The organism is Victivallis sp. Marseille-Q1083 (assembly GCF_903645315.1).
Classification (GTDB): domain Bacteria; phylum Verrucomicrobiota; class Lentisphaeria; order Victivallales; family Victivallaceae; genus UMGS1518.
On record NZ_CAHJXL010000001.1, the window covers coordinates 3,418,370 to 3,442,146 of the forward strand.

A 23,777-nucleotide genomic window follows, 5' to 3' on the forward strand; every position below is an offset into this window, starting at 1 on the left:
TGTTGCAAGAAATAATAAGGGAAGCGTCTGTTATGCGTAAAATGGTAATATATATAATACTGGATTACATCATTCTCATTTTCCTAATCATTGCAGTGAATATATTACTGTCTTTAATCACTCATGGGGAATTAGAGTTTAGATTAAGTGTAATTATCATTTCTGTTTTTATCATACCACATTGGCTTACAATCAGTTGTTTTAATAAAAATATACTCTTTGGTCGATGTTTAGGATTTAATCCGTTTTCAGTAAATTTAATCAAAAATAATATGGTTAAAAAGAAAGAATATCATATACTATCATTTTGTTCTACTTGGAAAATCCATATAACATTATTAACTATTTTAGGAATTATAAATACTATAGCTTTTGCTATATCAATGTGGCAATATAATCTGAACCTGTTACTTGTAATAGGGGGAGTTATCATAATTTCTGGATATTTTTACAGTATGATTGCAATTTACTATACAAATGGATATAAGATTCATAATGATTTAAGAAAAAAATTTTGTAAAATAAACTATATAATTCAAGGGAAGGAAATTTTAAAACAATATGATTCAAAAAACATTCAGGAAATTGGCAAATATTATTTGTCTCTGAAACTTGATTATAAAAACGGTTATCGCTGGTTTTTCTTAACGTGGTTTTCCGCCAAAACACCAATTCCAGCAGACTTACAACAATATATAGATTCACGGGATAAAGCATTGATAAATTTATTTCGACCTGATCCCAATGCGGAAGATCCTTTGGAAAAAGCTCTTTTTCCGTTGTGGGCATATATTTACTGGACGCTTATCGGTAATGACGATGCCGCAAGAGAAAAATATTATCAGGAAGCCGCAAAAATCGGATTTGATGATACGCAATGGCAACTATTTTATCCGAAGCAGCTATCTGCAGCAGCATAAACAAATGGACGGATAAATGGAATGTGTTTTATGGCTTGTCAATTGAGACAATGTTACTCGAAATGGTTTGGAAAAGAAAGAGCGCAAGAAGGAAAGAACATTTCCTCAAAGAATTTTTCCTTCTCGCATCAAACTTTTGCATCGCCGACTATATACATTCCAATTTTTAGGATAATTGTTCATAATATTGCAAAGCTAAAGTTGCCACAATAAGCTGGTTGCTATGTGTAAAATTTTAATCAGTCATGACTAGACGAATACGCTCTATAGTGTTATTCATGTTATCGTACTTATCTCCTTCTTTCCAAAATGTTTCAATCTCTTCAGTATTCATTACTTCATCCGTGTTTTTGAGTATCACTTGAAGCCAATCGACAGAGTCATGTTTATCTGAACTGTTTGGGCCGAAAGCATCAAAATAATACAAATAATTTAAAAAAAATACTTCATCCCTGTTACAATCACATTGGTCGTATATACATGCAAATGCAAAATAATTTTTTTATTTATTTCAAAGTCGTTATAATTTTGAATTAAAATAACTTCATTAAAAATTTTTTTTAATTCTGATATACAAGTTTCCTAAACGTTATAAATTCCCAGGGTGATAATTTGAAACTCACATATCTATGAATATTTTTTAATTTCTACTGTATTTTTTTTGAGTTATTGGGAAAAAATTGACTTTGTCGCTTATCGTTTTTTTTAACTGAATTTGAATGTTCAATTTTGAAAGATGTTTTAAGCTACCTTAGCTATTATACCTGATTTTGTTAAAAGACTGGATATGTTTCGATATCTTACTATACCCATATGGAACTCAATCAAAGGCAAGCGGAAAATTGTTTTCTTTGAACAACGTGGGGCGTTGTCGAGTCGGGCGATGGCCGACTCAGCGCCGCTGATTGATTGCAGACACCCCCATATCATTGAGCATTATCGTCAGGGATTCCAGCGTAATCGGCTTATACAGAATATAATCGAACGCCGCCCGCTCATCCGTGGATACCTGGGTATCCGCCGTAATTGCTAAAATCGGCACATCGGTGATCCGCAGGTCCTGTCGAATGTATTTCGCCATTTCCAGCCCGTTCATTCCCGGCATCCACATATCGGTGAGAATCATGTCATAACATTTTCCCTGCCGCAGAAGTTCAATTGCCGCTTCCGGAGATTCCACCGATGTACATTGAATCCCCAGGCGCGTCAGCATGACTTCCAGTACTTTCAGATTAATCGGCACATCGTCAACCAGCAGCATGTGCCGTTCGCCGGTCACGGTTCCGCTTTGCGCTGCCGTTGCCGTCTTCCGGGCGGCATCATCCTTCCGGTCATCCCGACTGGTATCGTATTTGACTCTGATTTCCAGGATAAAAGTACTGCCTTTGCCCGGTTCGCTCTCCAGCCGTATGGAACCGCCCATTTTATCGGCCAGGCGCCGGGAGATGGTCAGCCCGAGTCCCGAACCCTCGTACATCCGTTTGCCGCGGATGATCGAATCGTGGACAAACGGCTCGAATATCCGCTCCTGGTTTTCGGACGAGATGCCGACTCCCGTATCGGATACGCTGATCCGCAACAGCCCCTGCCGGTCATCTTCCGCCGCAAACGCTCCCCTGACTGTCACGCCGCCTTCCGTGGTGAATTTTATCGCGTTGCCGATCAAGTTCAGCAAAATCTGGCGCAGGCACAGACTATCCACATAGAGCGGATAGCACAACGCCGCAGCGTCAACCTCCAGGCGGATTCCTTTTTGCCGTGCCTTGAGGGTAAAAACCGTCGCCACCTGTTGCAGCAGGTCGGCAACATCACTTTTCACCGGGTCTATCAGCACTTTGTCCGCTTCCAGGTTCGACAGGTCCAGAACATCGTTGATCAGATTCAAAAGCGACGTGCCGGCAAAGTTGATCGCATTCAGATACTCCTGCTGGGTTGCGGCATCGACATTGCCGTTCTGCAGAATTTCACTGAAGCCGATTACGGCATTCAACGGCGTCCGCAATTCATGGCTCACCGTCGCCAGAAAATAACTTTTGGCCAAGTTGGCCGCCTGCGCCTGTTCCATTGCCGCTTCCAGCGCTTCTTTCTGCCGGGTGACTTCGGTAATGTCGATATCGACGCTCAGGACGGACTTCATCTTGCCGTGACGGTCGAAAATCGGCTGCGAGGTTGAAATCAGCCGCTTGCCGCCGAAGCTGAATTCCTTGCGGCTGGGTTGACCGGTATGCAACGTTTCCTGAACCGCGCAGAATTCCGGCGGCGCCCCGAACTTGCATACCGTTTCATAACAGAAAGTTCCCAGCAGTTTTGGCAACGGCAAATCCACATTGATCTTCTTGGTCGGATTCGCGGCCCTGACCCGGAAATCCGTATCGACCAGCAGGATCGGTAACGGCAGGTTGTCCATGATCTGACGGGATTGCGAAGCGGTTTCGAGCAACTGTTCATGCTGGTGGGTCTGTTTGAATGCCAGCGCAAACATGATCGCGGCGTTTCGGAGTATTTTAACCACGCTGTCGCTGCAGTTGTCGTCAAAAGAACAGTAGTCAATTCCGACAAATCCGTACAGACGGTCATTGGCCCAGATGCCGGAAAGCAGCCTGCACTGAATGTCCGGTTGGCGGCCGTCTGCCAAATCACCGGCTTTCAAAATTACCGGCCGCTGCTCGAGCAGAGCATCCAGACATCCGGAAAAATCTTCCGGCATGAGCGGCGGCAGCTTCGCCGGCGCCAGCCATTCGAATATTTTCAGCGGCGGGCTTATATAGTCATCACCATACCGGAATACAAAGCCCCGGGCCGCACCCAGGCTTTCACTGACGATCCGTAACATCTCATCGCCGATCCGCTCATAATCGTCATTGCGGTTGATGAGCTCGAGCAACAAGCTGAGTGTACATTCTCCTTGGGGGTCATCCCGTAACATGGTACACAGCGGTACGGACGTTTTTAATTTCAAAGAAAATTCCTCTATGGCATTGTCGGATTCAATTCAGACTACATCGTTACTATACACCGATTCAAGAAAAAGTAAATTCCGTATTCAATCCATCTTTAAATTGTATGGCATTTCGCCGACGCAACTTCCTCTATTCCATCAGACAACCGCAAGAGTCGTCTTGTTCAACTTGTTATCGAAAGTTGAGCCGGTATCTTTCTTCCGTATTTTCTCGCGCCGTCCGCTTTCCCGCTTTCCGCTCCTGCCTGTCGCTGCGCCCCCTGGCAATTGCCGGAAACGCAACCTGTAAAGGTCGCGTTCCAGGCTGATTCGATGCGGTGGGAGACGGCAATGCTTTTTCTGGATTGTGGCGTTTTTTACGAAAATTGGCTTGTAAAGAATGAAAGGAAATTTTACTTTACGAAAAAGCCATCGAAATGAATTGTCCTGGGAAATGTGCTTTATCGCAGGAATTCAATCGAATTCATGAACCAATGGGAGGAGAGGGGTGAGAAAACGACTCCAGGAAGTGACGGACAGCGGACTGATTGACGAGATCATCGAACAATGTGACTGCTGCCGGATCGCTTTGATCGATGGCGACAGGCCGTATATTGTCCCGTTGAATTTCGGCTATGTGCGGAAAGGCCGGCAACGACTGTTCTATTTTCACGGAGCGGCACAGGGGCGGAAAATCGATTTGATTCGACGCAATCGGTATGCCGGTTTCGAATTGGATTGCCGCCATCAGCTTCACGTTCGCGACGAGGCGTGTCAATTTTCGTTCGGTTATCGAAGCGTTGTCGGTACCGGAATCATATCGCTTGTCGAGGACGACGCGGAGAAAACGGCGGCGTTGCGCGCCATTATGGCGCATTATTCCGAACGAACGGATTGGAGATTCGCGGCCGGGGCGCTGGCGGCCGTCGCGATTATCAAGCTCGAGGTTGAAACGTTATCCGGCAAACAGCATGATTGAGCTGAACTTTGACGGTGCGCCGCCAGGCTGGGAACTATAACGAAACGTTGATTTTCCATTGTCGCGGCGGCTCCGACCGGCAATTGAAACTGCCGGCCACAACCGGACAACCCCGTTTGGCCGTACCGACATTTTTCAGCGTCATTGATGCAAAGCGACAAAAATGCAAATGGGAAACGGGTGCATTGGACCTTGAAGCGGCTTTGTCTCGAAATCAAAACACCGTTGGATATCGAAATCTGGCATAGTGCTTGGGCGGAAACTCTTGCGGAAATGAAACTTGCCGTCAAGCGGCCTCGGCCGACGCATTATAACCATGCCCTGAAGAAAGCGGAATACTCTCCCCAAAAGCGCCCGAAATAATCGCTGTAATTGAACGACTGCCCGGCAATCCCTCCGGAAGCATTCTTGCGCACCGCGTTGATCACCTGTCCATAATTGTCATACGCATAATCCCAGTAACTGCCGTCCGCCAGCGTCGTCTTGATCCGCTGATTTTGCTTTACATTCAGAATAGAATTATTCCTTTATTACTTTCCTTCATCATTTTTCTGATACATTTTTATATATTTCTCACGCTCTTGTTTCCAATCCTCAATTTCATCCTTGCGGAGTTCATAATCCTTCTTTTGATTATCATATATTTCTTTTAATTCTAATGCAAATTCCGAATTTGGTTCAACTTTATAGATTGCCAAAATATGCTTACTGAATAACTGTAAGAAAAATTGACCGTCTTTTTCAAAGCAAAGAAACTTTCTCCAACTATCTGTATAAAGAAATCTCATATAAAAATAATTTTCATTCTTAAAATCAATTGGAGCTGTAATCAATCTGGCTTTTCCTGTCTCTCCATGAGAAAAATACAGTGTCTCACTTTTATTCCAATCAGAATTTATATATTCAAATCCAGATACTTCTTTAACAGGAATACGCATAATGGCCATGCGAATATATCCAGCTAAGATAACCAGAAGAACTATTGTTACTCCTGCTATAATGATAATTTTTTCTCGTTTATAAATCATTATTCATAAATTCCTTTAGTCTATCCGATTGACGGTACTAAATATAGCTCTAAAATATCGTGATATTTTAAAGGATTATTTCCGACAAAGCCGTACAAATTCATGCCGCCATTTTCCTCAATTGGCTCACGGCTGATCCGCCGGCCGTGCTGGGGGGCGTAATAACGGTAACCGTAGTAGTGCACTTCCTGCTGCCAAATATCCATCACTTCGCCCTCTACGCGAGCCTCTGAAATATCAAAATTTCTATGAAAAATTCGATAAACAGTTTCCCCTGGAAACCAAGTAAAAAGTAAATCCCATAACATTTGAATTGTCGACATGCCGCCGAAGTTGTTGTAGCTGAACTCCTGCGTGTAAGTCTCCGCACCCGACCCCTTCTTCAACTCGCCGGTCGGATGGAACTCATAGTTGACGATCCGGTTCCCGGGCAGCAGATAATTATACAGCCGGTTCAGATTGTCGTAAGCCATGCTGACCGACTGCCCGTTTACCGTCCGCATCAGCACGTTGCCGTTCGCGTCATAGCTGTTGTTGGCCAGCGTATTCACCACCGTCGCGCCGCGCTTTTCAGTCATTGTGCTCAACCGGTCGAACTGATCGTAAGTGTAAGTCGTCACGTTGCCGGCGGTGCCGTCACTGTTGAACAATTCTTCCTTCGTAACCAACCCGTTCTCCTGCGTCGTCACTTTCTTTACTCTAACCGCATTGATTTCGGTTAATCGTACCACCTCATCTTCCGGATATTCGAATTCGTTGCTTTATTCGACATACCGATGGTCACGTCATCGTTTTGACATCTTTCTTATTTCTTTGCCTGATAATGCGCCCAAGGCTTTCATTCTCTTCTTGAGTTTAAAATGTTCCCTGAAATCATCATATTGATTCAATAGATCAAGCGGCGTATAACCGTAGTTATTTACCGCATTTATTTCAGCGCCTGCTTCGATCAAAGAAAAAATTGCTTCACTGCGGTCCCTCGCTGCAGTGTGTAATGGCCTATCACCAGCTCCGCATGCTATATTGACATTCGCACCATTTGCTATCAGTAACTCTGTAACGCTTTGCGATCGACTGGCTGAAAATATCGGAGTATAGCCATCGTAGTTAGGAATATTGATGAAAACTCCAAGATCAATAAACTCTTGAATCAAAGACACGTCCAAATTATATTTGGCACATGTAAAAACGACGTTATGAAAAACAGAACAACAATTATGTATATACCCATTCACCAGATAACGATGTTCCCGTAAATAAGCAATGGCCGCATCAAAATTTCCGTAATTAATAAAATGAAACAACTGTTCTGCCGGCAACCGTTTGCAGCCCAACTTATCCAAACGCTCATACCAATTCTTTATTTCTTCATTTGAACCCAAAGAGAGTATGCCATAACTTCCACCCAGTCCTCCAAATAAACTTTCATTCCTGCTGGTAATAATATTCAATGCACTGAATGGCAACAATAATTCTGCATAGGAAAACTTCTGCAAGCGCAAACTTATATACAGTAGATTCTCTCCATTCGAATTTGTCATTCCGGCAATTTCAGGGTGTGCTTTCAATAATGAATCCAGCTGATCCTCCTTCTGATTTCTAAAGTAAGAAATAATAAAACAAGCCTCTTCCCAGGGAGTCAGACGGCAACCGACTTCAACCATCTTTTGACATAAATCTTCATCTAGAAAAACAGGAAAAGACAATAAGGGAGGGTAATTATTTTTATTGTTTTTCAAGCTGAAATCATAGTTCATCGCTTTTAAAAAATCGATAAATTCAACCGGACAATGGTTCGCAACACTTGCACGTAACACTGTGGAGCCATATTCGTCATCCGCAAATTGATTCAGGCAATAAGGATATTGACGAATCAACTGCTTCGCCTTTTCAAATTTTCCTTGTTGAATGTATTCAAAAAGAACATCTTTCATTTTTTCAGCCATACAATACTCCTTTCATGGACTCCTGAGGGACTAAGCGCTCCTGCCGTTTGTTTGTCTGATGGCAATAAGTCTATCATTTGGAGATATCCACCACTAAGATCGACCCCTTCTATATTATCTCCTATATTGATATCATTTAAGTAATTCACGCCATGTGTAAGCTTTTTTGAATGAGAATTGAACATAAGCAGGTTTGGGTTTAAATTTGGATAACAACAGACAAATCAAAAGGGCTCCCAAACATGCTCCCGGAAGACTATATCACAGAAGTATACTGTTTGGTAGACGACATGCTGAAAAAAAGCGAAAAAACCTTGAGACGCCGTGGCCGCATCCGAAATTATCAGATGCGGAAGTAATCGCCAGGGAGATCGTCGGCGAATCAATAGGTATAGACGAAGCCAAAGCGATTCGCCGTTATTTTCGAAATCATTGGAACCCGAATCACCTTTTTGTGGTAGGCGGCGAATCTCTGGAAATTGAAACAACAGATTCGGGAAGATTTGCGTAAGTGCCTTCTTCCGTCCAGTAGTCAAATCTGTATCGCAGATGGTTTTCCCATGCCGGGTTGCAACTTCCGTCGAGTGAATTGCTGCCGTCTCCTTAAAGGGAGCGCTGCCTATGGATATGGGCCGCCCAAGCGATGTTTTATTACGGCTTGAAAGGATCCCTGCTGATAGACCAACATGGAATCATCCTGGATTGCAAAGTAGCTATTGACGACACAACCTGGAATATCTCCGCCCCCAAACCGGCGATGAAGCGTGGCGCTGGAGCGGCAGGAATCCTGGGAAATAACCGATGATTTTGGAAACGAGGTTGAATCGAAATTGTAAAAGAAAAGATATGCTGTATAATAGCATGATAAGAGAGGATCTGATTGAAGGGAGGGGAGTCCCGAGCTGATGGCCTGCCAGCAATTATTTGCCCAACCGGAAATAAGGGGAACCCGATTGGGCAATTTGAGCAGATTTTCTGTAAAAAATTTGTACCTCGCATAAAATTCAATCAATCGTGAAGGAGAAAACATGGATCAATTTTTACGGGTGGCCTATGAGGAGGCGCTTCTGGGATTGCATGAGGGAGGAATTCCCATCGGAGGCGTTTTGGTTCATTGTGGTGTGGTTGTCGCGCGCGGCCACAACCGGCGGGTGCAATCGGGAGATCCAACCTTGCATGGCGAAATCGACACATTGTCTAAGGCGGGGCGACATCCGGCCGCGTTTTACCGGAAATGCACGCTTTATACGACGCTTTCACCATGCATTATGTGTTCGGGAGCGATTGCGTTGTATAAAATTCCGAAAGTGGTAATCGGTGAAGATGTGAATTTTCCCGGAGAAACAGATTTTTTGCGTTCGCGTGGTGTGGACGTGACCATTGTCAACCAGCCGGAATTGATCGCGATGATGAGAGAATATATTGCTGAAAATCCGGCAGTCTGGAACGAAGATATCGCGGAGTAAGAAGAATATCATGCAGCAGACAGCAAATAGGACTTGAGGGAAAATACCTTGAGGCGACGTAAGGCAGGGCTTGCAGTGCGACACCTTGTTATGGGTAGAACTCAATATTATATTTGGCGTAAAATATTGTAATGCAATTTGTTATTGTTTTATTCTCCTCTTGATGGCATGAGATTTGTGCAACATTCAGGCAGAACCGGGAGATTTCATATCCCGGCCGCTTCGACAAAGTTGCCGCCTAGATTGTCCGGGACTGAATGTCGATACTTGGACGCTGGACTGTGAACGAAACTGCCGGCGCGGCGAGACAGATTTATGATTGCAGCGAAAGTTTACGGCTGGTGTCGTCGAGCTGTTCGATGGTCAGGCGGCGGGTTTCCGGCGGCAGGATGTCGGCGATCCGTTCCGACCACTCCACCAGTGCGTACGCGCCGGGATCGTTGAGATATTCGTCCACGCCGAACGCCAGCGCCGAACGGGAGTTTTCGATCCGGTAGAGGTCAAGATGAAACAGATAGCCGCCCTCCGGCAATGGATATTCCTGGATGATCGTGTAAGTCGGGCTGGAAACCGGTTCGGTAATGCCGAGGCCTCGGGCGAAACCGCGCGAAAAGACCGTCTTGCCGGCGCCGAGATTGCCGTGCAGCGCCAGTACGGTGCCGCGCGGCAGCCGGCGGGCCAGTTGGGAAGCGAACGCTTCGGTTTCCTGCTCTGAACGGCTGATGAGTTCCGTCACGTCATTGAAAGTGGACATAGCCTGAATTTCCTTTGTTTGATAGGTGGTTGCCGAAACGGTCGACAACGGTTCCCGGCCTTTGGCCGGCAATCCGGCCGATGACGCTCAAACGAGTAGCGAACGGCCAGCGGTTTTGCAAGGTTTCCAACTGTTCCGGCGGCAGTGTGAAGAGCAGTTCGTAATCTTCACCGTCGCCCAGCGCCATGCCGGTGTCGGCGCCGGAGCGCAGCGGCAGCGCTTCGGTATCCAGTACGATACCGGTTTTCGATTGTTCGGCCAGCCGCTGCGCATCCAGCAGCAGGCCGTCGCTGATGTCCATCATGCAGCGGGTGAAGTCTCCGGCCAGGAAAGCGCCTTCGGCCAGCCGCGGCTGGAAATCGAGATGGTGCTCGCTGGCCAGCGAATTGCCGAGTTCGCCGGTTACCAGCAGTAATTCGCCATCGCGGGCGGCCGTCCGGCGACAGAGCTTGGTCCGTTCAACTTGACCGAGGATGGTCAGCGTGCCGACTTCGCCTTCGATGCCCGGCGGCAGCGCGGCCAGGTCGCCGCCGCAGATTGCCACGTTATACCGGCGGGCGCATGCTTCCAGGCCGGCATAGAAGCGCTTGAGCCAGTCGTCGGAAACGCCGCCGAGCGCCAGCGTCAGCAACGCCCAGGCCGGCCGGCCGCCCATCGCGGCGATGTCGCTTAAGTTGCGCTTCAGCAGCTTGGCGCCGATGCGCTCCGGCTCGGTGCGCTGTCGGTAATAATGGACGTCGCCGATCAGTTGGTCGACCGCCGCCAGCAGCAGTTCCGTGCCGCCGGAGTCGATGGCGGCGCAATCGTCGCCCGGCGGCACGACGACGTCCGGCCGTTGCCGCAGCGTCGGCAGAATTTCGCGGAGCAGTTGCAGTTCGTCCGCCATCAGCGCTCCTGCCAGGCCGCCTGCACGACCGCCGAATAGGCGAGGGGACCGCCGAACAGGTCCAGTGCGGAACCGACGGTGAAATGAATTTTGCCGTGACCGGCCTGCCGGATCTGTTCGATGTCCTCCAGGGTGCGGATGCCGCCGGCATAAACGCAGTCGATCGGCGAGTATTCCGCCATCTGCCGCAGCAGCACCGTGTCGATGCCGGCCTGTTTGCCTTCGACGTCGACGGCGTGGATCAAAAATTCCGTGCAGTAATCGGCCAGGAAACGCAGCAATTCCCGGTCGATTTTGCAGCGGGTGAATTTCTGCCAGCGGTCGGTGACGATATAGTAGCCGTCCTCCCGTTTCCGGCAGCTCAAATCGAGCACCAGCCTTTCCCGGCCGGCAATCCGGAAGATTTCCTGCAGGTTGTCGCGTTTCAGTTCGCCGTCGGCAAAGATGTAACTGGTCAAAATTACCTGGGACGCCCCGCGGTCCAGCCATTCGGCCGCGTTGCCGGCGCGGATGCCGCCGCCGACCTGCAAATGACCCGGCCAGGCGTCCAGCGCACGGCGGGCCGCCTCTTCGTTGCCGGCCCCGAGCATGATGATGTGACCGCCATCCAATTGGTCGCGCCGGTACAATTCGGCGTAAAAGGCGCTGTCGTGTCCGGACTCGAAGTTGGTAGTCAGGCTGCTGTCGTCATCGGTCAGGGTGGAACCGACGATTTGTTTGACTTTGCCGCCGTGTAAATCGATACATGGTCTGAATTGCATGTGGTTATCCCGCTGTTAAAAAAAACTTCGTAAAATATACCCCGTTTCCCGGCAAAAAGAAAATGAATCTCCGGAAAAAATCACTGCCGGCAACAATGAGGAACGAAGAAAATCCCCAAAACGGGCGTATCCTCCCAACATCGCTGCACGATCCCATCCGAAGCGCCCTCTGAAACCGGAATGGTAAAATTCCCCGTTAGGACAACACCTTGGTCATCCAGGTGATTTCCAGCGCGACGTCTTCCGGCGGTTGGACGGCATCAACCGTGAAGCCGAAGTGCCGATAAAATTCCAGCCCCGTCCGGCTGCTTGGCACCTGCAATTGCCGGAGTTTTCGCTGTCTGGCCGTATCGACCAGGAAATGCAGCAGTTGTCTGCCCAGCCCTTTGCCGTGCAGCTCCGGCCGGACGAAGAAATTGGAAAGGCAGATTCTGGGGTGGCCCTGGCGGCCGAAATCCACCAGCGAACCGGTGCTGCCGAGGTGGCCGGCGATGTTGCCGGCCACATACATCTCCCGCCAGGAGAATTCCTGCCGCAATCGGTCGGCGCTGGAATGTTGTTTGCAGAACTCCCGTACCGGCAACGAGTGTTCCGGCATCGCCCGGTCGAAATTGTCCGCGATGATTGCGGCGATTTCTTCGATGTCCTCCAGGGTGGCGCGGCGAATTTTATACATAGTGACCTCCAATTGTTTCCCCGAAAAGTTGCCTTCCTTCGGCCCCGGGCCTCGGAACTTTGGGCATTCGCCCCAAGCAGAGGGTACTTTTCGGAGGCCCCGGCTCTGCGGCATTCCGTTCGGCTTCGCCGTACTCATGCCTTCAAGTGGGCGTTGACGTTCAGACCTCTGAAAATGAAAAAGCGTAAAAGAAGAATTGCCATCTCCTTTTACGCTTTGAATTTTTCAAGGCGGCGGAGAAATTGGCAATTCCTCCGCCATCGTTTCCGATTACATCAGATTGCCGAGGTTCTTGAAGAATTCCATGCGGCGTTTGGCATCGGCTTCCGCCTCCGCGTATACCTCATCGGCTTCGGTCGGGGCGACCTTCTGCAGCGATGCATAACGGCGTTCGCTCTTGATGAAGTCCATGAAGCTCTGAGTTGCCTCCTTGGTTTCCCAGGTGAACGGTTTTTCCGCATTGTTCGGGTTGAACCGGTAGAGCGGCCAGTAGCCGGCGTCCACGGCGCGTTTCTCTTCGACCTGGCTCATCCGCATGTCGCCCTTGATCCCGTGGGCGATGCACGGCGCGTAGGCCAGAATGATCGACGGACCCTGGTGCGCTTCCGCTTCCTGGATCGCCTTCAGCGTCTGCTGGCGGTTGGCGCCCATCGCGATGGAGGCGACGTAGACGTTGCCGTAGCTCATGCACATGAATCCGAGATTTTTCTTGGTCAGCCGTTTGCCGGCGGCGGCGAACAACGCCACCGCGCCGATCGGCGTGGATTTCGAAGCCTGGCCGCCGGTGTTGGAATACACTTCGGTGTCCAGCACCAGGATGTTGACGTTGCGGTCCTGGGCGACGACGTGATCGAGGCCGCCGAAACCGATGTCATAGGCCCAGCCGTCGCCGCCGAGAATCCAGACGGATTTGTCGACGAAGTAATCTTTGAGCTCGAACATCTTGGACAGGACGTCCCTGAGTTCGCCTTCGCTCTTTTCGATCGCCTTCGGCAGGATTTCACCGATCTTGTTCTGGAGGGCGATGGCATCGGCATCGGTCTTGTCGAAATTGGCGGCGGCCGTTTCCAGCATACCTTTGAATTCGTCGCAGCAGACGCCGAGTTCAAGCGCCCGCTTGACCAGCGACATCAACTGTTTGCGGTTGGTGTCGACGGCGATGCGCATACCGAAGCCGTATTCGGCGTTGTCTTCAAAGAGCGAATTCGCCCAGGCCGGACCGCGGCCGGACTTGTCTTTGCAGTACGGCAGCGACGGGAACGAACCGCCGTAGATCGACGAACAGCCGGTGGCGTTCGCGACGATCATCCGGTTGCCGAACAACTGGGAAACCAGCTTGACGTACGGCGTTTCACCGCAACCGGCGCAGGCGCCGCTGAATTCGAAATACGGCATCAGGAACTGCGACCCCTTGACCGTATCGATCGAAGCGCCTTCGGTCAGATTGTCCGGCAGTTGCTCGAAGAATTCGGCATTTTCGTCCTGGCCGGCCTTGCGGGCATCCGGCAGATGAACGAAGCTCAACGCCTTTTCCTTGGCCGGGCAGGTTTCGATACAGACGCCGCAGCCGGTGCAGTCTTCGCAATAAACTTGAATGCGATACTGCAAATTGGAGCTGTTCTTGGTCTTGGACGGCACCGTTTCGAAGGTCGCCGGCTTGCCGGCCAGGTCTTCCGGCCGGATCTGCTTGGCGCGGATCACGGCGTGCGGACAGGCCATGACGCACTGGTTGCACTGGATGCACTTCGAAGAATCCCACTGCGGGACCATCGGCGCGATACCGCGTTTTTCCAGCTTGCTGGTCGCCGTCGGCATCGAACCGTCGTAGGACATCGCCGAAACCGGAATGGCGTCGCCCTGCTGGTGGATAATCGGCTTCATCAGCGTGTTGGCGAAAACGCCGGCGGCTTCGCTGATCAGGACCGGAGCCTTGTAGGATTCGGTAATCGCTTCCACCGTCGCCGGCACCGGCACTTTTTCCAGGTTGGCCAGCGCGTTGTCGACGCACTTGATATTCTTGGCAACGACTTCGTCGCCTTTTTTCTTGAAGGTCTTTTCGATCGCTTTCTTGATATAGCCGATCGCTTCATCCTGCGGGATGATGTTGGCCAGCGCGAAGAAACAGACCTGCATGACCGTGTTGATCCGGGCGCCGAGGCCGGCCGCCATCGAAATCTTCAACGCATCGATCGTATAGACTTTGATCTGCTTCCTGATGATGGTTTCCTGCATGTCGCGGGTGAAGCTGGCGAACACTTTATCGGCCGGCAGTTCGCTGTTCAGCAGGAAGGTGCCGCCTTCCTTGATGCCGGAGAGCATGTCGTAACGGCCGATGTAAGCGGCGTTGTGGCAGGCGACGAAGTTCGGGCTGGTCACCGCGTATTCCGACTTGATCGGGCTGTTGCCGAAACGCAGGTTGGAAATGGTGATGCCGCCGGATTTCTTGGAGTCGTACTGGAAGTAGGCCTGGACGTACTTGTTGGTATTGTCGCCGATGATTTTGATCGAGTTCTTGTTGGAACCGACCGTACCGTCGGCGCCCAGTCCCCAGAACATGCAACTGGTGGCGTCCGTCGGTTCGGAGATGATCTCTTCGGTGATCGGCAGCGAGAGATGGGTGACGTCGTCGTTGATGCCGACGGTGAAATTGTGGGTGCATTTGCCGGCCAGGTGCTGGTAGACGGCGTTGACCATCGACGGCGTGAACTCCTTGCTCGCCAGACCGTAGCGGCCGCCGATCACCTTGATATCGGAACCGGCCAGCGCGCTCTGGACGTCGAGGAACAACGGTTCGGCCAGCGAGCCCGGCTCTTTCAGGCGATCCAGCACGGCGATGCGTTTGACGCTCTTCGGCAGCGCCTTGAGGAAGTAGTCGACCGAAAACGGCCGGTACAAACGGACTTTCAACAGGCCGTATTTACCGCCCCTGGCGTTGAGGTAATCGATGGTCTCTTCGATGGTTTCGCAGCCGGAACCCATCGCGATGATGATATTCTCGGCATCGGCAGCGCCGACGTAATCGAAGAGGTGCAGTTGCCGGCCGGTCACTTTGGCCAGCTCATCCATATAGTGCTGGACGGTCGCCGGCAGGTCGGCGTACTGCCGGTTGGTCGTTTCGCGGCCCTGGAAGTAGACGTCCGGATTCTGCGCCGCCATTTTGGCGTACGGCGCTTCCGGACGCAAAGCGCGGTTGCGGAACCGCTCGACGTCCTTCATGTCGAGCAGCGATTTCATATCGGCGTAATCGAGCAGTTCGATTTTCTGGATTTCATGCGAGGTACGGAAACCGTCGAAGAAGCTCAGGAAAGGAATTTCGCTATGCAGAGCGGACAAATGCGCGACGATCGCCAGGTCATGGGTTTCCTGGATCGAGGCGGCCGACGTCATCGCGAAACCGGTGCTCCGGCAGCTCATCACGTCGGAATGGTCGCCGAAGATCGACAGCGACTGGGCGGCCAGCGCCCGGGCGGAAACATGGAAGACGGTCGGCAGCATTTCGCCGGCGATCTTGTACATGTTCGGAATCATCAGCAGCAAACCCTGGGAGGCGGTGAAGGTGGTGGTCAGCGCACCGGCGCTCAACGAACCGTGGACGGCTCCGGCGGCACCCGCTTCGGACTGCATTTCGACAACCTCAACTTTTTCGCCGAACATGTTCTTCTGGCCCATGCTGGCCCATTGGTCGGCATACTCGCCCATCGTCGAGGACGGGGTGATCGGATAGATCGCCGCGACTTCGCTGAACGCGTAAGCGACGTATGCAGCCGCGTAATTCCCGTCGATGGTCTGCATTTTTTTGCCCATTTTCTCATTACCTCCAGAGCTTATTGGCATCTAATAAATCGACTATGTCCGACGAAACGAAAAATGCCCCGCCGGCCACAAAACAAAAATCGGTCTTAAAAAATACACCCGGACGACCTTTTTTTCAAACGATCCTTTGAAAAATGTCATCCGGGAAGGAACGGTCGAACGGAACGGTAGTTATTTGACCGCCGTGCCGGAAATTTGTACTTCGCGATAGCTGAAGAGCAGCGTGTACCAGACCCAGTTCGAATCCATCCGCGAGCTCAGATTGATCACCTTGCTGGCGCCCTGCGCCCGGGCGACCTTGTTCATCTGCAGCAGCGCTTTGTCCAGCGTCACCGTGTCGGTGAAAATCGCGCAACTGTTGCTGCGTCCGACACTGCCGGTCAGGATCGGAATGCCGAAGAAATAATACCCGTAGATTGTCGAATTCAAATGGGAAATCGCCTGGGTGGGAGTGGCCGCCACGCCGAGCGCGTTGAAACTCGAAGCGCTCTCCACGGAACTGCAGCCGGTGGCAATGCCCAACAGCGAAACTGCCGCCAGCAGCGGCAACGTCCATCTTTTTATCATCTCATTTTCTCCGTTGTGATTGTTGGTGCGGTAAACAATAGTCCGTCTTGCACCGGCTTGCAAGTTTTTTCGTTCACTTTTTTGGGCGCGCCAACGCCCGGAAGCCGATGTCGCGCCGGCAGAAACAATCATCCCATTCAATCAAATCTACCGCCTCGTAAACTTTGTCGATCGCTTCGGTGATCGTCGCGCCGAGCGCGGTGACGCCGAGCACCCGGCCGCCGGCGGTGATGATTTCGCCGCATTTCTCGGCGGTGCCGGCATGGAAAACGATCGCGCCGGTGGCGCCGGCCGCCTCGAGTCCGAAGATCGGAAAACCCTTTTCATAATGTTCCGGATAGCCGCCGGAGGCGAGCACGACACAGACCGCCGGCTGATCGTTCCAGCGGAGTTCCGCCTCGTCCAGCCGGCCGTCGACCGTCTTTTGCATGACGTCGAGCAAATCGCCTTCGAAGCGGCGCAATACCGCCTGGACTTCGGGGTCGCCGAAGCGGACGTTGAATTCCAGCACCTTCGGGCCGTCATCGGTGATCATAATCCCGACGAAAATGATGCCTTTGTAATCAAGTTTATCCGCCTGGATGCCTTTCAAAAACGGCGTCAGAATTTCGGACTGGATCCGTTCCATCATCGCGGCGTCGACGACCGGCGCCGGCGAATAAGCGCCCATACCGCCGGTATTGGGGCCCTCGTCGTTGTCGAATGCCCGTTTGTGGTCCTGGGCGCTGGCCAGCGGGACGATCGTCTTGCCGTCGGTCAGCGCCAGGATGGAGGCCTCTTCTCCGAACAGGCATTCTTCGATCAATATTTTTTTGCCGGAGGAGCCGAAGGCACCATTGAAACAGTCGCTGACGAAATCGATGGCGGAATCCGGATCATAGGCGACCAGCACCCCTTTGCCGGCGGCCAGGCCGTCCGCTTTGACGACGACGCCGCGGGCACCGCGGTCGAACTGCTTGGCGATATACTCGACCGCGCCGATCTGGTGGGTGAAGGTCGCCGACTGGGCGGTCGGAATATGATGTTTGACCATGAACGCCTTGGCGAAATCTTTGCTGCCTTCGAGCCGGGCCGCCGCCTGGGTCGGTCCGAAAATTTTCAATCCGCGGGAACGGAAGAGGTCGACGATGCCGGCGCACAGCGGCGCTTCCGGCCCGACGACGGTGAAGTCGATCTGATGCGAGACGGCAAAGTCGGCCAGCGCTTCGAGTTTGTCGACCGGAAGGTCGACGCATTCTGCATGTTGCTTGATTCCGGCGTTGCCCGGCGCGCAGTAGACTTTATCGACCCGGGCGCTTTGCGCCAATTTCCAGCACAGGACGTGTTCGCGACCGCCGCTGCCAATCACCAATACATTCATGAATTTCTATCTCCAGATTTTTTCCGATCAATACCGCTTGCTTGCCGCAGCCGATTTTGAGTTCCAAAAGATTGATTTGGTAATTTAGCCTGTTATAGTAAAAGAACCAAGTCGAAAATGCAGGATAAGTAGGAAAATTTCAGCCAATGAATATTACCCGCCGGGATCGGGACCGGTTTTTGAGTGATTCGGACGAAGAATTGGCGGCGGCGTGCACGCTGGATTTTTTCAAAAGCACCGGCCGGGGCGGCCAGAAACGCAACAAAACTTCCAGCGCCGTCCGGTTGACCCACCGGCCGACCGGGTTGAGTGTTACCGACTGTTCCGAGCGCAGCCAGCATCGCAACCGGGCGGCGGCATTGGCCAAGCTGCGGCTGTTGATCGCCCGCGAAGTGCGCTGCCATCCCGCCGAGGCGCCGGAACCGGTTGCCTGCGGCCTGTCGAATCCGCGCTACCCGTTGTGGTGCGCCCGGCTGCTGGATTGCCTGGCGGAGCGGCAGTGGGATTTGGAATGCACCGCCGGGCTGCTCGGCTGCTCCAGAAGCCAGTTGACGAAACTGTTGGCCCGGGATGGCGCGCTGCTGGAAAAGGTCAACGCCGAGCGATTGGCCGCCGGCCTCGGTTTCCTGCACGGCTGATGCCTTGTCCCCGCCCGCGGCTTTTCAGGTAAAAAAACTAAATTTTGCTCAGCGCGCCGTCGAAATCGGCGATGATATCGTCGATGTTTTCCAGACCGACCGAAACCCGGATCAGATCCGGCGACACGCCGGCCGCCCGTTGCGCCGCTTCGTCCATCTGGCGGTGCGTCATGCTGGCCGGATGCAGCACGCAGGTCCGGACATCCGCCACATGGACGACAATCGCCGCCAGGTGAAGGTTGTTCATGACGATTTCTCCCTCTTTTTTACCGCCTTTGACGCCGAAGCAGAGGACGCCGGAGCCGCCGCGCAGATATTTCTGGGCGAGATCGTAATATTGCCCGCCGGGCAGCATCGGATAATTGACCCAGCTCACTTTCGGATGGGACTGGAGGAATTCCGCCAGCTTCAATGCGTTCGAACAATGCCGGTCCATGCGGACGTGCAGCGTTTCGCTGCCGAGATTGGTCAAATAGGCGTTGAACGGCGTCATCGCCACGCCGAGGTCGCGAATCCACTGCACCCGCAGTTTCGTCGAATAGGGCGTTTCCGGAAAATCGCGCATGTAGACGACGCCGTGATAGGTGGCGTCCGGTTCGTTGAAGTTCGGAAATTTGTCGGCATCCCAGTAGAAATCGCCTTTTTCAACGACGATGCCGCCGACGCAGCAGGCATGGCCGTCGAGGTATTTGGTCGTCGAATGGGTGACGATATCGGCGCCGAAATCGAACGGATTGCACAAGTAAGGGGTCGGGAAGGTGTTGTCGACGATCAGCGGCAACTCATGGGAATGGGCGATCTGGGCGAATTTTTCGATGTCCAAAACTTCCAGCGCCGGATTGGCCAGCGTTTCGGTGAAAATGCAGCGGGTGTTCGGCCGGATTGCCGCGGCGATTTCCGCCGCCGGAGCCGAAGGGGAGACGAAGGTCACTTCGATTCCCATCTGCTGCAGTTTGCTGGAGAACATCGTGAACGTCCCGCCGTACAGGGTCGCCGAACTGACGAAGTGGCCGCCGGTCGGACAGATGTTCAGGATCGCCAGCGCATTGGCCGCCTGGCCGGAGGAGGTGGCCACCGCGGCGACGCCGCCTTCGAGCGAAGCGATCTTCTTTTCGAACGCTTCGACGGTCGGGTTGCTGATCCGCGAATACATATGGCCCGGCGCTTTGAGGTCGAACAAATCGGCGACGCTCTGGGCGGTGTCGTATTTGAAGGTGGTACTCTGCCACAACGGCAGCACGCGCGGTTCACCGTTGTCCGGGGCATAGCCTTCCTGGATGGTCCGGGTTTCAAATTTCCAATTTTTCTGATTCATGATAATTTTCCTCGCAATAATGTTGATCAAGGCATTTACTCTAAAGCATCGAGTGGAGTTTGTCAACGGTAACTGGCGAAAGTATTGAACAAAGCCGCGTCGAAACGGCCGTGCAGTACCGGCTTGTCCGCCGCCGCGGCGAAGGCCTGCAGTTTGGCGGCCAGCGCACTGACCGTCAGACGATCGGTGGCGGCGATGGTGACGGCGGGAGAATCGGGCGGCGTCAGCAGGAGGTCCCGGATCGCCCGCACCAGGTCGTCGACGTAGATCAGTTCGAGCAGGCTGTCGCCGGTCACCGTGCATGGCTGCCGCCGGGCGCATTGCCGGCAGAAGGTCGACACCACCGAATTATAGAAAGGGCGGCTGCCCGGGCCGAAGGTGTTGGCCATCAGCAAGGTCGTGCAGCGCCCGCCGGTTTCGGCCGCCCAGGCTTCCAGCCGGGCCCGGCTGGCGCGTTTGGAAGCGTGATAGGGTTGTTCCTTCGCCTCGTGAGTGGTCGAACCCAGGTAGATGGCGCCGCGGAAACCGGTCGCCCGGGCGGCCGCCAGCAGCCGCTCGGTCAATTGCAGGTTGGTTTGGAACAGTCGTTCGCCGTCCGGATGACGGCTGACCGCCGCCAGGTGGACGATGCTGTCGCACCGCCGGACGAAACCGGCCAGCGCCTCCGGCGATGCGAAGTAGTCGCGATGGAAATCGACGCATTTGATATGCTCGGTGATGCGGAGCAAACGGTACAGCGTGCCGCCGATGAAGCCGGATTGTCCGGTGATGCCGACCCGGATCATCTGGCCTCCGGTCCGGTGATGACGCCGACGCCGACCGGTTCGGCAAAATATCGTTTGAGGCAGGCATTTACTTCGGTCAGGCTCAAGCGGTCGTACAGACGGTCGAGTTCATCCGGCAGCAGCAACTCCTGCCGGTAAAATGCGGCCAGCAGCAGATTCAGCAGCAGCAGATCGCTGCGTTCCTGCATTTCCGCGTTGTCCTGTTTAAGCGCGGCCTTGGCGGCGGCCAGCTCTGCGGCGCCCAGTCCCTGCCGGCCAAGCCGGCGGCGCTCTTCCTTCAGCAATTCCAGTGCCGCGGGCGCCTGGTCCGGGGCGGTGCCGGCGTAAAAATTGATGACGCCGGGGAAAAAGCCGCGGATGGCGTTGGCGCCGGTCGCGTAGGCCAGCGCATTGTCCTCCCGCACCGTCTTGAACAGATTGGCGGACAGTCCGTTCAGCACATGCTGCAGCAAATCGAAGACGAAACGGTCCGGCGACAGGTTGTCGCAGGCGGGAACCGCATAGATGACCGCCGCCTGTTCGCGCGGCAGCGGCAGGAACACCTGTTGTTCCTGCTGCGGAAATCGCGGCGGCGGCGGCCATTCCGGCTCGGTTGCGGCCCACGGAATCGCCGCGTCGAGTTCTTCGAAGAAACGGGTGACGACAGCGTGGTCGAAGGCTCCGGCGGCGCCGAAAACGGTCCGCCCCGGCAGCCGGAGCGTCCGGTAAAATTTGCCGATGTCGGTCGGTTTGAGGCGTTGCAGGCTTGCTTCGGAGCCGAGATGCGGCAGGCCGCAGGGATGGTCGCCATACAACAGCGCCAGCGCTTTTTCCTGGGCCACATGCAGCGGTTGCAGCCGGCGGCTTTTCAATTGTTCGAGCAGATTGGCCCGTTCCCGCTCGAAGACGGTCGCCGGGAAGGTACTTTCCAGCAGGATGCTTTTGACGAGTTCCAGCACTGCCGGCAAACGTTCTTCCGGACAGTTGAAACGGAACATCAGTGAATTGTTGCCGGGAGAGATGCGGTATTCCACCGCGTTGTCGTCGAGTCGTTCCGCCAGTTCCGCCTCGGGAAACTGTCGGGTGCCGCCCAGCAGCAGGGCGCTCAGCAACCGTGAAATGCCGGCGTTGCGGCGGTTTTCCCAGATCTGGCCGCCGGGCATGAGGACGGCCAGGTCGACCAGCCGGTGCCGGCTGTCCGGCTGCAGGATCAATTCAGAACCGTGCTGCAGGCGACGGCGTTCCGGCCGGCCGTGCCGGACGCCGGACGCGGAGCGGACTCGCCTGGCGCGGAGCTGTTCCGGAGGGACCAGCAGATTCCAGGTCAATTGTTCCGGCGCGAAGTAACGCCGGGCGGCGGTCTGGATATTTTCCGGCGTCAGGGCTTTCAGTTGGTCGAGATATTGTTCCGGATCGACGATCTGGCCGTACCCGGCCAGCGAATTAAGCAGATTCAGCGCGAGGGCGTTGTTGCTCTTCAAATCGCGGCGCAGCGCTGCGGTCTGCTGGATGATTTCCCGGTTCAATTCCGCGACGCTGACGCCGTGTTGCCGAATCGTTTCGAGTTCGCCGCCGATCGCCTGTTCCAGCGCCGCCAGTTTGCCCGGTTCGGCGGCGGCGAAAATTCCCAGCAGGCCGGTGACCCGCGAGGCGAAACAGAACGTCTGGATCTGGATAGCCAGTTGCTGCTCCTGGCGCAGCTTGCGCAGCAGCCGGGAGCTGTCGTTCTGGCCGAGGATGCCGTTCAAAATATCGATGGCCGGAATGTCTGGATGCCAGAGCGGCGGAATTTTAGCGCCGACGGCGAGCCGGGCCTGCGGGTCCGGGAAGGGGTGGACTTCCCGCCGGCTGCGGCATTGCGGCGGTTCCTCCGGCAGCGGCTGGTCGGCCAGGGAACGGCGGGGCCAGGCCTCGAAACGTTTGGCGGCCTGTTGAAGTGTCCTGGCGATGCTGACCGGCCCGACGATCACCAGGTCGCTCCGGCCGGGCGTATAGCGGCGCCGGTAATAACCGCACATGATATCGCGGTCGACCTGGTCGATCAGCTCCCGGTAGCCGATGATCGGATGGCGGAGCGGATGGACCAGGAAACTGTTGGCGCAGAGTTGCTGCAGCAGCACCGTATTCGGCTGATCGAGACTCATCTCGCGTTCCCGCTGGATGACCTTTTTTTCGGCCTGGAAGCGCGCTTCCGGAAACAGCGGGCGCATCAGCATGGCGGCGAGAATGTCGAGCCCGGCGGCCAGCGATTCGGACGGCAGTTCGAGTTGGTAGACCGTCCGCTGGTAGTCGGTGAATGCGTTGGCGTAACCGCCGAGCGCGTTGACAGTGTCGGCGACGGCGTTGTTCGGAAAACCCTCGCAGCCTTCGAACATCATGTGCTCAAGGAAATGGGAAAGGCCGTAGCCGAGAAATTCGCCTTCGTGAATGCTGCCGGTGCCGACCTGCGCATAAAGCGCCAGCCGGGAAGAATCCGGCCGCGGCATGATGTGGATTCCCATGCCGTTGTCGAGGTGGAACGATTCGACGTGAAAAGTGGGCTTACTCAATGATCGGTATCCTGTCGGTTGAATGGTTGTTGGAGTCGGTCGCGGCGGAGACGGCGGCGGTCAGGTCGAAGTCGATGTTGAAATCCTCCGGGGAATCCTGCTCGTCGGCGCAGAGGATCTGTTCCCTGATCAGTGCGAAGACGATCGCGCCGATATCGCTGGCATATTTCAGGCGCCATTCCGCCAGCACGGCGGCGGCCATCGGCCCGAATTCGGCGACCGCCAGTTCGCACAGGTGCAGAAGGATTTCCCGGGCCGTGATGTGACGGCAGTGACCGGCGGCCTTGACGGCGCGGACGACGGAAGCCTGAACGAATTCATAAGCTTCGCGCGGATAACGTCCGTTCCGGGCGAGCAGCCGGGCCAGTTTCAGATCGTATTCCTTGTTGGGTGCAGCCATCGATGCCTCCGGGGTGT

18 protein-coding genes and 1 pseudogene are annotated in these 23,777 nt (G+C 53.7%); 4 read left to right on the forward strand and 15 right to left on the reverse strand.

All coding sequences use genetic code 11. The features are described 5' to 3' along the window. Positions 1-32: 32 nt before the first annotated feature. Positions 33-920: a hypothetical protein gene (locus HWX74_RS14100; RefSeq protein ID WP_176014141.1), complete on the forward strand. Its 888-nt coding sequence runs from the start codon at positions 33-35 to the stop codon at positions 918-920. 892 nt (positions 921-1,812) lie between these two features. On the opposite strand, the gene HWX74_RS14105 is transcribed toward HWX74_RS14100, so the two are convergent. After that, positions 1,813-3,807 (reverse strand): ATP-binding protein, encoded by a 1,995-nt coding sequence (locus HWX74_RS14105; RefSeq protein WP_176014142.1) that lies wholly within the window; start codon positions 3,805-3,807, stop codon positions 1,813-1,815. A 559-nt stretch (positions 3,808-4,366) separates the two neighbouring features. Between HWX74_RS14105 and HWX74_RS14110 the strand changes: the two genes are divergently transcribed. After that, positions 4,367-4,837 carry a pyridoxamine 5'-phosphate oxidase family protein gene (locus tag HWX74_RS14110; RefSeq protein WP_176014143.1) on the forward strand — a complete coding sequence of 157 codons (471 nt, stop codon included), beginning with the start codon at positions 4,367-4,369 and terminating at the stop codon, positions 4,835-4,837. A gap of 530 nt (positions 4,838-5,367) precedes the next feature. Here HWX74_RS14110 and HWX74_RS14115 read toward each other — a convergent pair. The 3 genes from HWX74_RS14115 to HWX74_RS14125 are packed head-to-tail and all read right to left on the reverse strand — an operon-like array spanning position 5,368 to position 7,811. Then, the gene (locus tag HWX74_RS14115; protein WP_176014144.1) at positions 5,368-5,865 is read right to left on the reverse strand and encodes a hypothetical protein; all 498 of its coding nucleotides are present in this window, start codon (positions 5,863-5,865) and stop codon (positions 5,368-5,370) included. Between the two features lie 20 nt (positions 5,866-5,885). Continuing rightward, positions 5,886-6,596 (reverse strand): RHS repeat-associated core domain-containing protein, encoded by a 711-nt coding sequence (locus tag HWX74_RS14120; protein ID WP_176014145.1) that lies wholly within the window; start codon positions 6,594-6,596, stop codon positions 5,886-5,888. 54 nt (positions 6,597-6,650) lie between these two features. After that, positions 6,651-7,811 (reverse strand): ankyrin repeat domain-containing protein, encoded by a 1,161-nt coding sequence (locus HWX74_RS14125; protein ID WP_176014146.1) that lies wholly within the window; start codon positions 7,809-7,811, stop codon positions 6,651-6,653. A 1,028-nt stretch (positions 7,812-8,839) separates the two neighbouring features. Here HWX74_RS14125 and HWX74_RS14130 point away from each other — a divergent pair. Then, positions 8,840-9,277: a nucleoside deaminase gene (locus HWX74_RS14130; protein WP_176014147.1), complete on the forward strand. Its 438-nt coding sequence runs from the start codon at positions 8,840-8,842 to the stop codon at positions 9,275-9,277. Positions 9,278-9,590: 313 nt separating this feature from the next. Here HWX74_RS14130 and tsaE read toward each other — a convergent pair whose 3' ends face one another. The 7 genes from tsaE to purD form a co-directional block, all read right to left on the reverse strand. Next, positions 9,591-10,031, reverse strand: coding sequence for a tRNA (adenosine(37)-N6)-threonylcarbamoyltransferase complex ATPase subunit type 1 TsaE (tsaE, locus tag HWX74_RS14135; RefSeq protein ID WP_176014148.1), 441 nt, complete (start codon positions 10,029-10,031; stop codon positions 9,591-9,593). Continuing rightward, positions 10,015-10,917 carry a thiamine-phosphate kinase gene (thiL, locus tag HWX74_RS14140; RefSeq protein ID WP_176014149.1) on the reverse strand — a complete coding sequence of 301 codons (903 nt, stop codon included), beginning with the start codon at positions 10,915-10,917 and terminating at the stop codon, positions 10,015-10,017. The genes tsaE and thiL overlap by 17 nt, the downstream gene beginning before the upstream one ends. Further along, entirely contained in the window at positions 10,917-11,678 is a 762-nt protein-coding gene (gene hisA, locus HWX74_RS14145; protein WP_176014150.1) for a phosphoribosylformimino-5-aminoimidazole carboxamide ribotide isomerase, read from the reverse strand. Before hisA ends, thiL begins: the two co-directional genes overlap by 1 nt. A gap of 196 nt (positions 11,679-11,874) precedes the next feature. Next, complete coding sequence (locus tag HWX74_RS14150; RefSeq protein WP_176014151.1) at positions 11,875-12,354, reverse strand: GNAT family N-acetyltransferase; 480 nt, start codon at positions 12,352-12,354, stop codon at positions 11,875-11,877. 270 nt (positions 12,355-12,624) lie between these two features. Further along, positions 12,625-16,158, reverse strand: a complete 3,534-nt coding sequence (gene nifJ, locus HWX74_RS14155; protein ID WP_176014152.1) for a pyruvate:ferredoxin (flavodoxin) oxidoreductase — start codon at positions 16,156-16,158, stop codon at positions 12,625-12,627. 180 nt (positions 16,159-16,338) lie between these two features. Further along, positions 16,339-16,734: a hypothetical protein gene (locus HWX74_RS14160; protein WP_176014153.1), complete on the reverse strand. Its 396-nt coding sequence runs from the start codon at positions 16,732-16,734 to the stop codon at positions 16,339-16,341. A gap of 73 nt (positions 16,735-16,807) precedes the next feature. Further along, on the reverse strand, positions 16,808-18,094 hold the full coding sequence (purD, locus tag HWX74_RS14165; RefSeq protein WP_176014154.1) for a phosphoribosylamine--glycine ligase: 1,287 nt from the start codon (positions 18,092-18,094) through the stop codon (positions 16,808-16,810). A 218-nt stretch (positions 18,095-18,312) separates the two neighbouring features. Here purD and HWX74_RS20715 point away from each other — a divergent pair. After that, positions 18,313-18,483 (forward strand): annotated as a pseudogene (locus HWX74_RS20715) (peptide chain release factor-like protein); the annotation flags it as partial. A gap of 286 nt (positions 18,484-18,769) precedes the next feature. Here HWX74_RS20715 and HWX74_RS14175 read toward each other — a convergent pair. From HWX74_RS14175 to HWX74_RS14190, 4 genes are all read right to left on the reverse strand, one after another. Further along, a complete protein-coding gene (locus tag HWX74_RS14175) occupies positions 18,770-20,047 on the reverse strand; it encodes an O-acetylhomoserine aminocarboxypropyltransferase/cysteine synthase family protein (RefSeq protein WP_176014156.1) in 1,278 nt (425 codons plus the stop codon). A 62-nt stretch (positions 20,048-20,109) separates the two neighbouring features. Then, positions 20,110-20,832 (reverse strand): NAD-dependent epimerase/dehydratase family protein, encoded by a 723-nt coding sequence (locus HWX74_RS14180; protein ID WP_176014157.1) that lies wholly within the window; start codon positions 20,830-20,832, stop codon positions 20,110-20,112. Then, positions 20,829-23,360: a pitrilysin family protein gene (locus tag HWX74_RS14185; RefSeq protein WP_176014158.1), complete on the reverse strand. Its 2,532-nt coding sequence runs from the start codon at positions 23,358-23,360 to the stop codon at positions 20,829-20,831. The genes HWX74_RS14180 and HWX74_RS14185 overlap by 4 nt, the downstream gene beginning before the upstream one ends. Further along, positions 23,353-23,760, reverse strand: coding sequence for a Minf_1886 family protein (locus HWX74_RS14190; RefSeq protein WP_176014159.1), 408 nt, complete (start codon positions 23,758-23,760; stop codon positions 23,353-23,355). The genes HWX74_RS14185 and HWX74_RS14190 overlap by 8 nt, the downstream gene beginning before the upstream one ends. Positions 23,761-23,777: the final 17 nt, after the last annotated feature.

Bases quoted from the DNA above. Each gene is read 5' to 3' on its own strand.
- HWX74_RS14100 (WP_176014141.1), top strand. From the start codon at position 33: ATGCGTAAAATGGTAATATATATAATACTGGATTACATCATTCTCATT.
- HWX74_RS14115 (WP_176014144.1), bottom strand. From the start codon at position 5,865: ATGATTTATAAACGAGAAAAAATTATCATTATAGCAGGAGTAACAATA.
- HWX74_RS14125 (WP_176014146.1), bottom strand. From the start codon at position 7,811: ATGGCTGAAAAAATGAAAGATGTTCTTTTTGAATACATTCAACAAGGA.
- HWX74_RS14130 (WP_176014147.1), top strand. From the start codon at position 8,840: ATGGATCAATTTTTACGGGTGGCCTATGAGGAGGCGCTTCTGGGATTG.
- tsaE (WP_176014148.1), bottom strand. From the start codon at position 10,031: ATGTCCACTTTCAATGACGTGACGGAACTCATCAGCCGTTCAGAGCAG.
- thiL (WP_176014149.1), bottom strand. From the start codon at position 10,917: ATGGCGGACGAACTGCAACTGCTCCGCGAAATTCTGCCGACGCTGCGG.
- hisA (WP_176014150.1), bottom strand. From the start codon at position 11,678: ATGCAATTCAGACCATGTATCGATTTACACGGCGGCAAAGTCAAACAA.
- HWX74_RS14150 (WP_176014151.1), bottom strand. From the start codon at position 12,354: ATGTATAAAATTCGCCGCGCCACCCTGGAGGACATCGAAGAAATCGCC.
- nifJ (WP_176014152.1), bottom strand. From the start codon at position 16,158: ATGGGCAAAAAAATGCAGACCATCGACGGGAATTACGCGGCTGCATAC.
- HWX74_RS14160 (WP_176014153.1), bottom strand. From the start codon at position 16,734: ATGATAAAAAGATGGACGTTGCCGCTGCTGGCGGCAGTTTCGCTGTTG.
- purD (WP_176014154.1), bottom strand. From the start codon at position 18,094: ATGAATGTATTGGTGATTGGCAGCGGCGGTCGCGAACACGTCCTGTGC.
- HWX74_RS14175 (WP_176014156.1), bottom strand. From the start codon at position 20,047: ATGAATCAGAAAAATTGGAAATTTGAAACCCGGACCATCCAGGAAGGC.
- HWX74_RS14180 (WP_176014157.1), bottom strand. From the start codon at position 20,832: ATGATCCGGGTCGGCATCACCGGACAATCCGGCTTCATCGGCGGCACG.
- HWX74_RS14190 (WP_176014159.1), bottom strand. From the start codon at position 23,760: ATGGCTGCACCCAACAAGGAATACGATCTGAAACTGGCCCGGCTGCTC.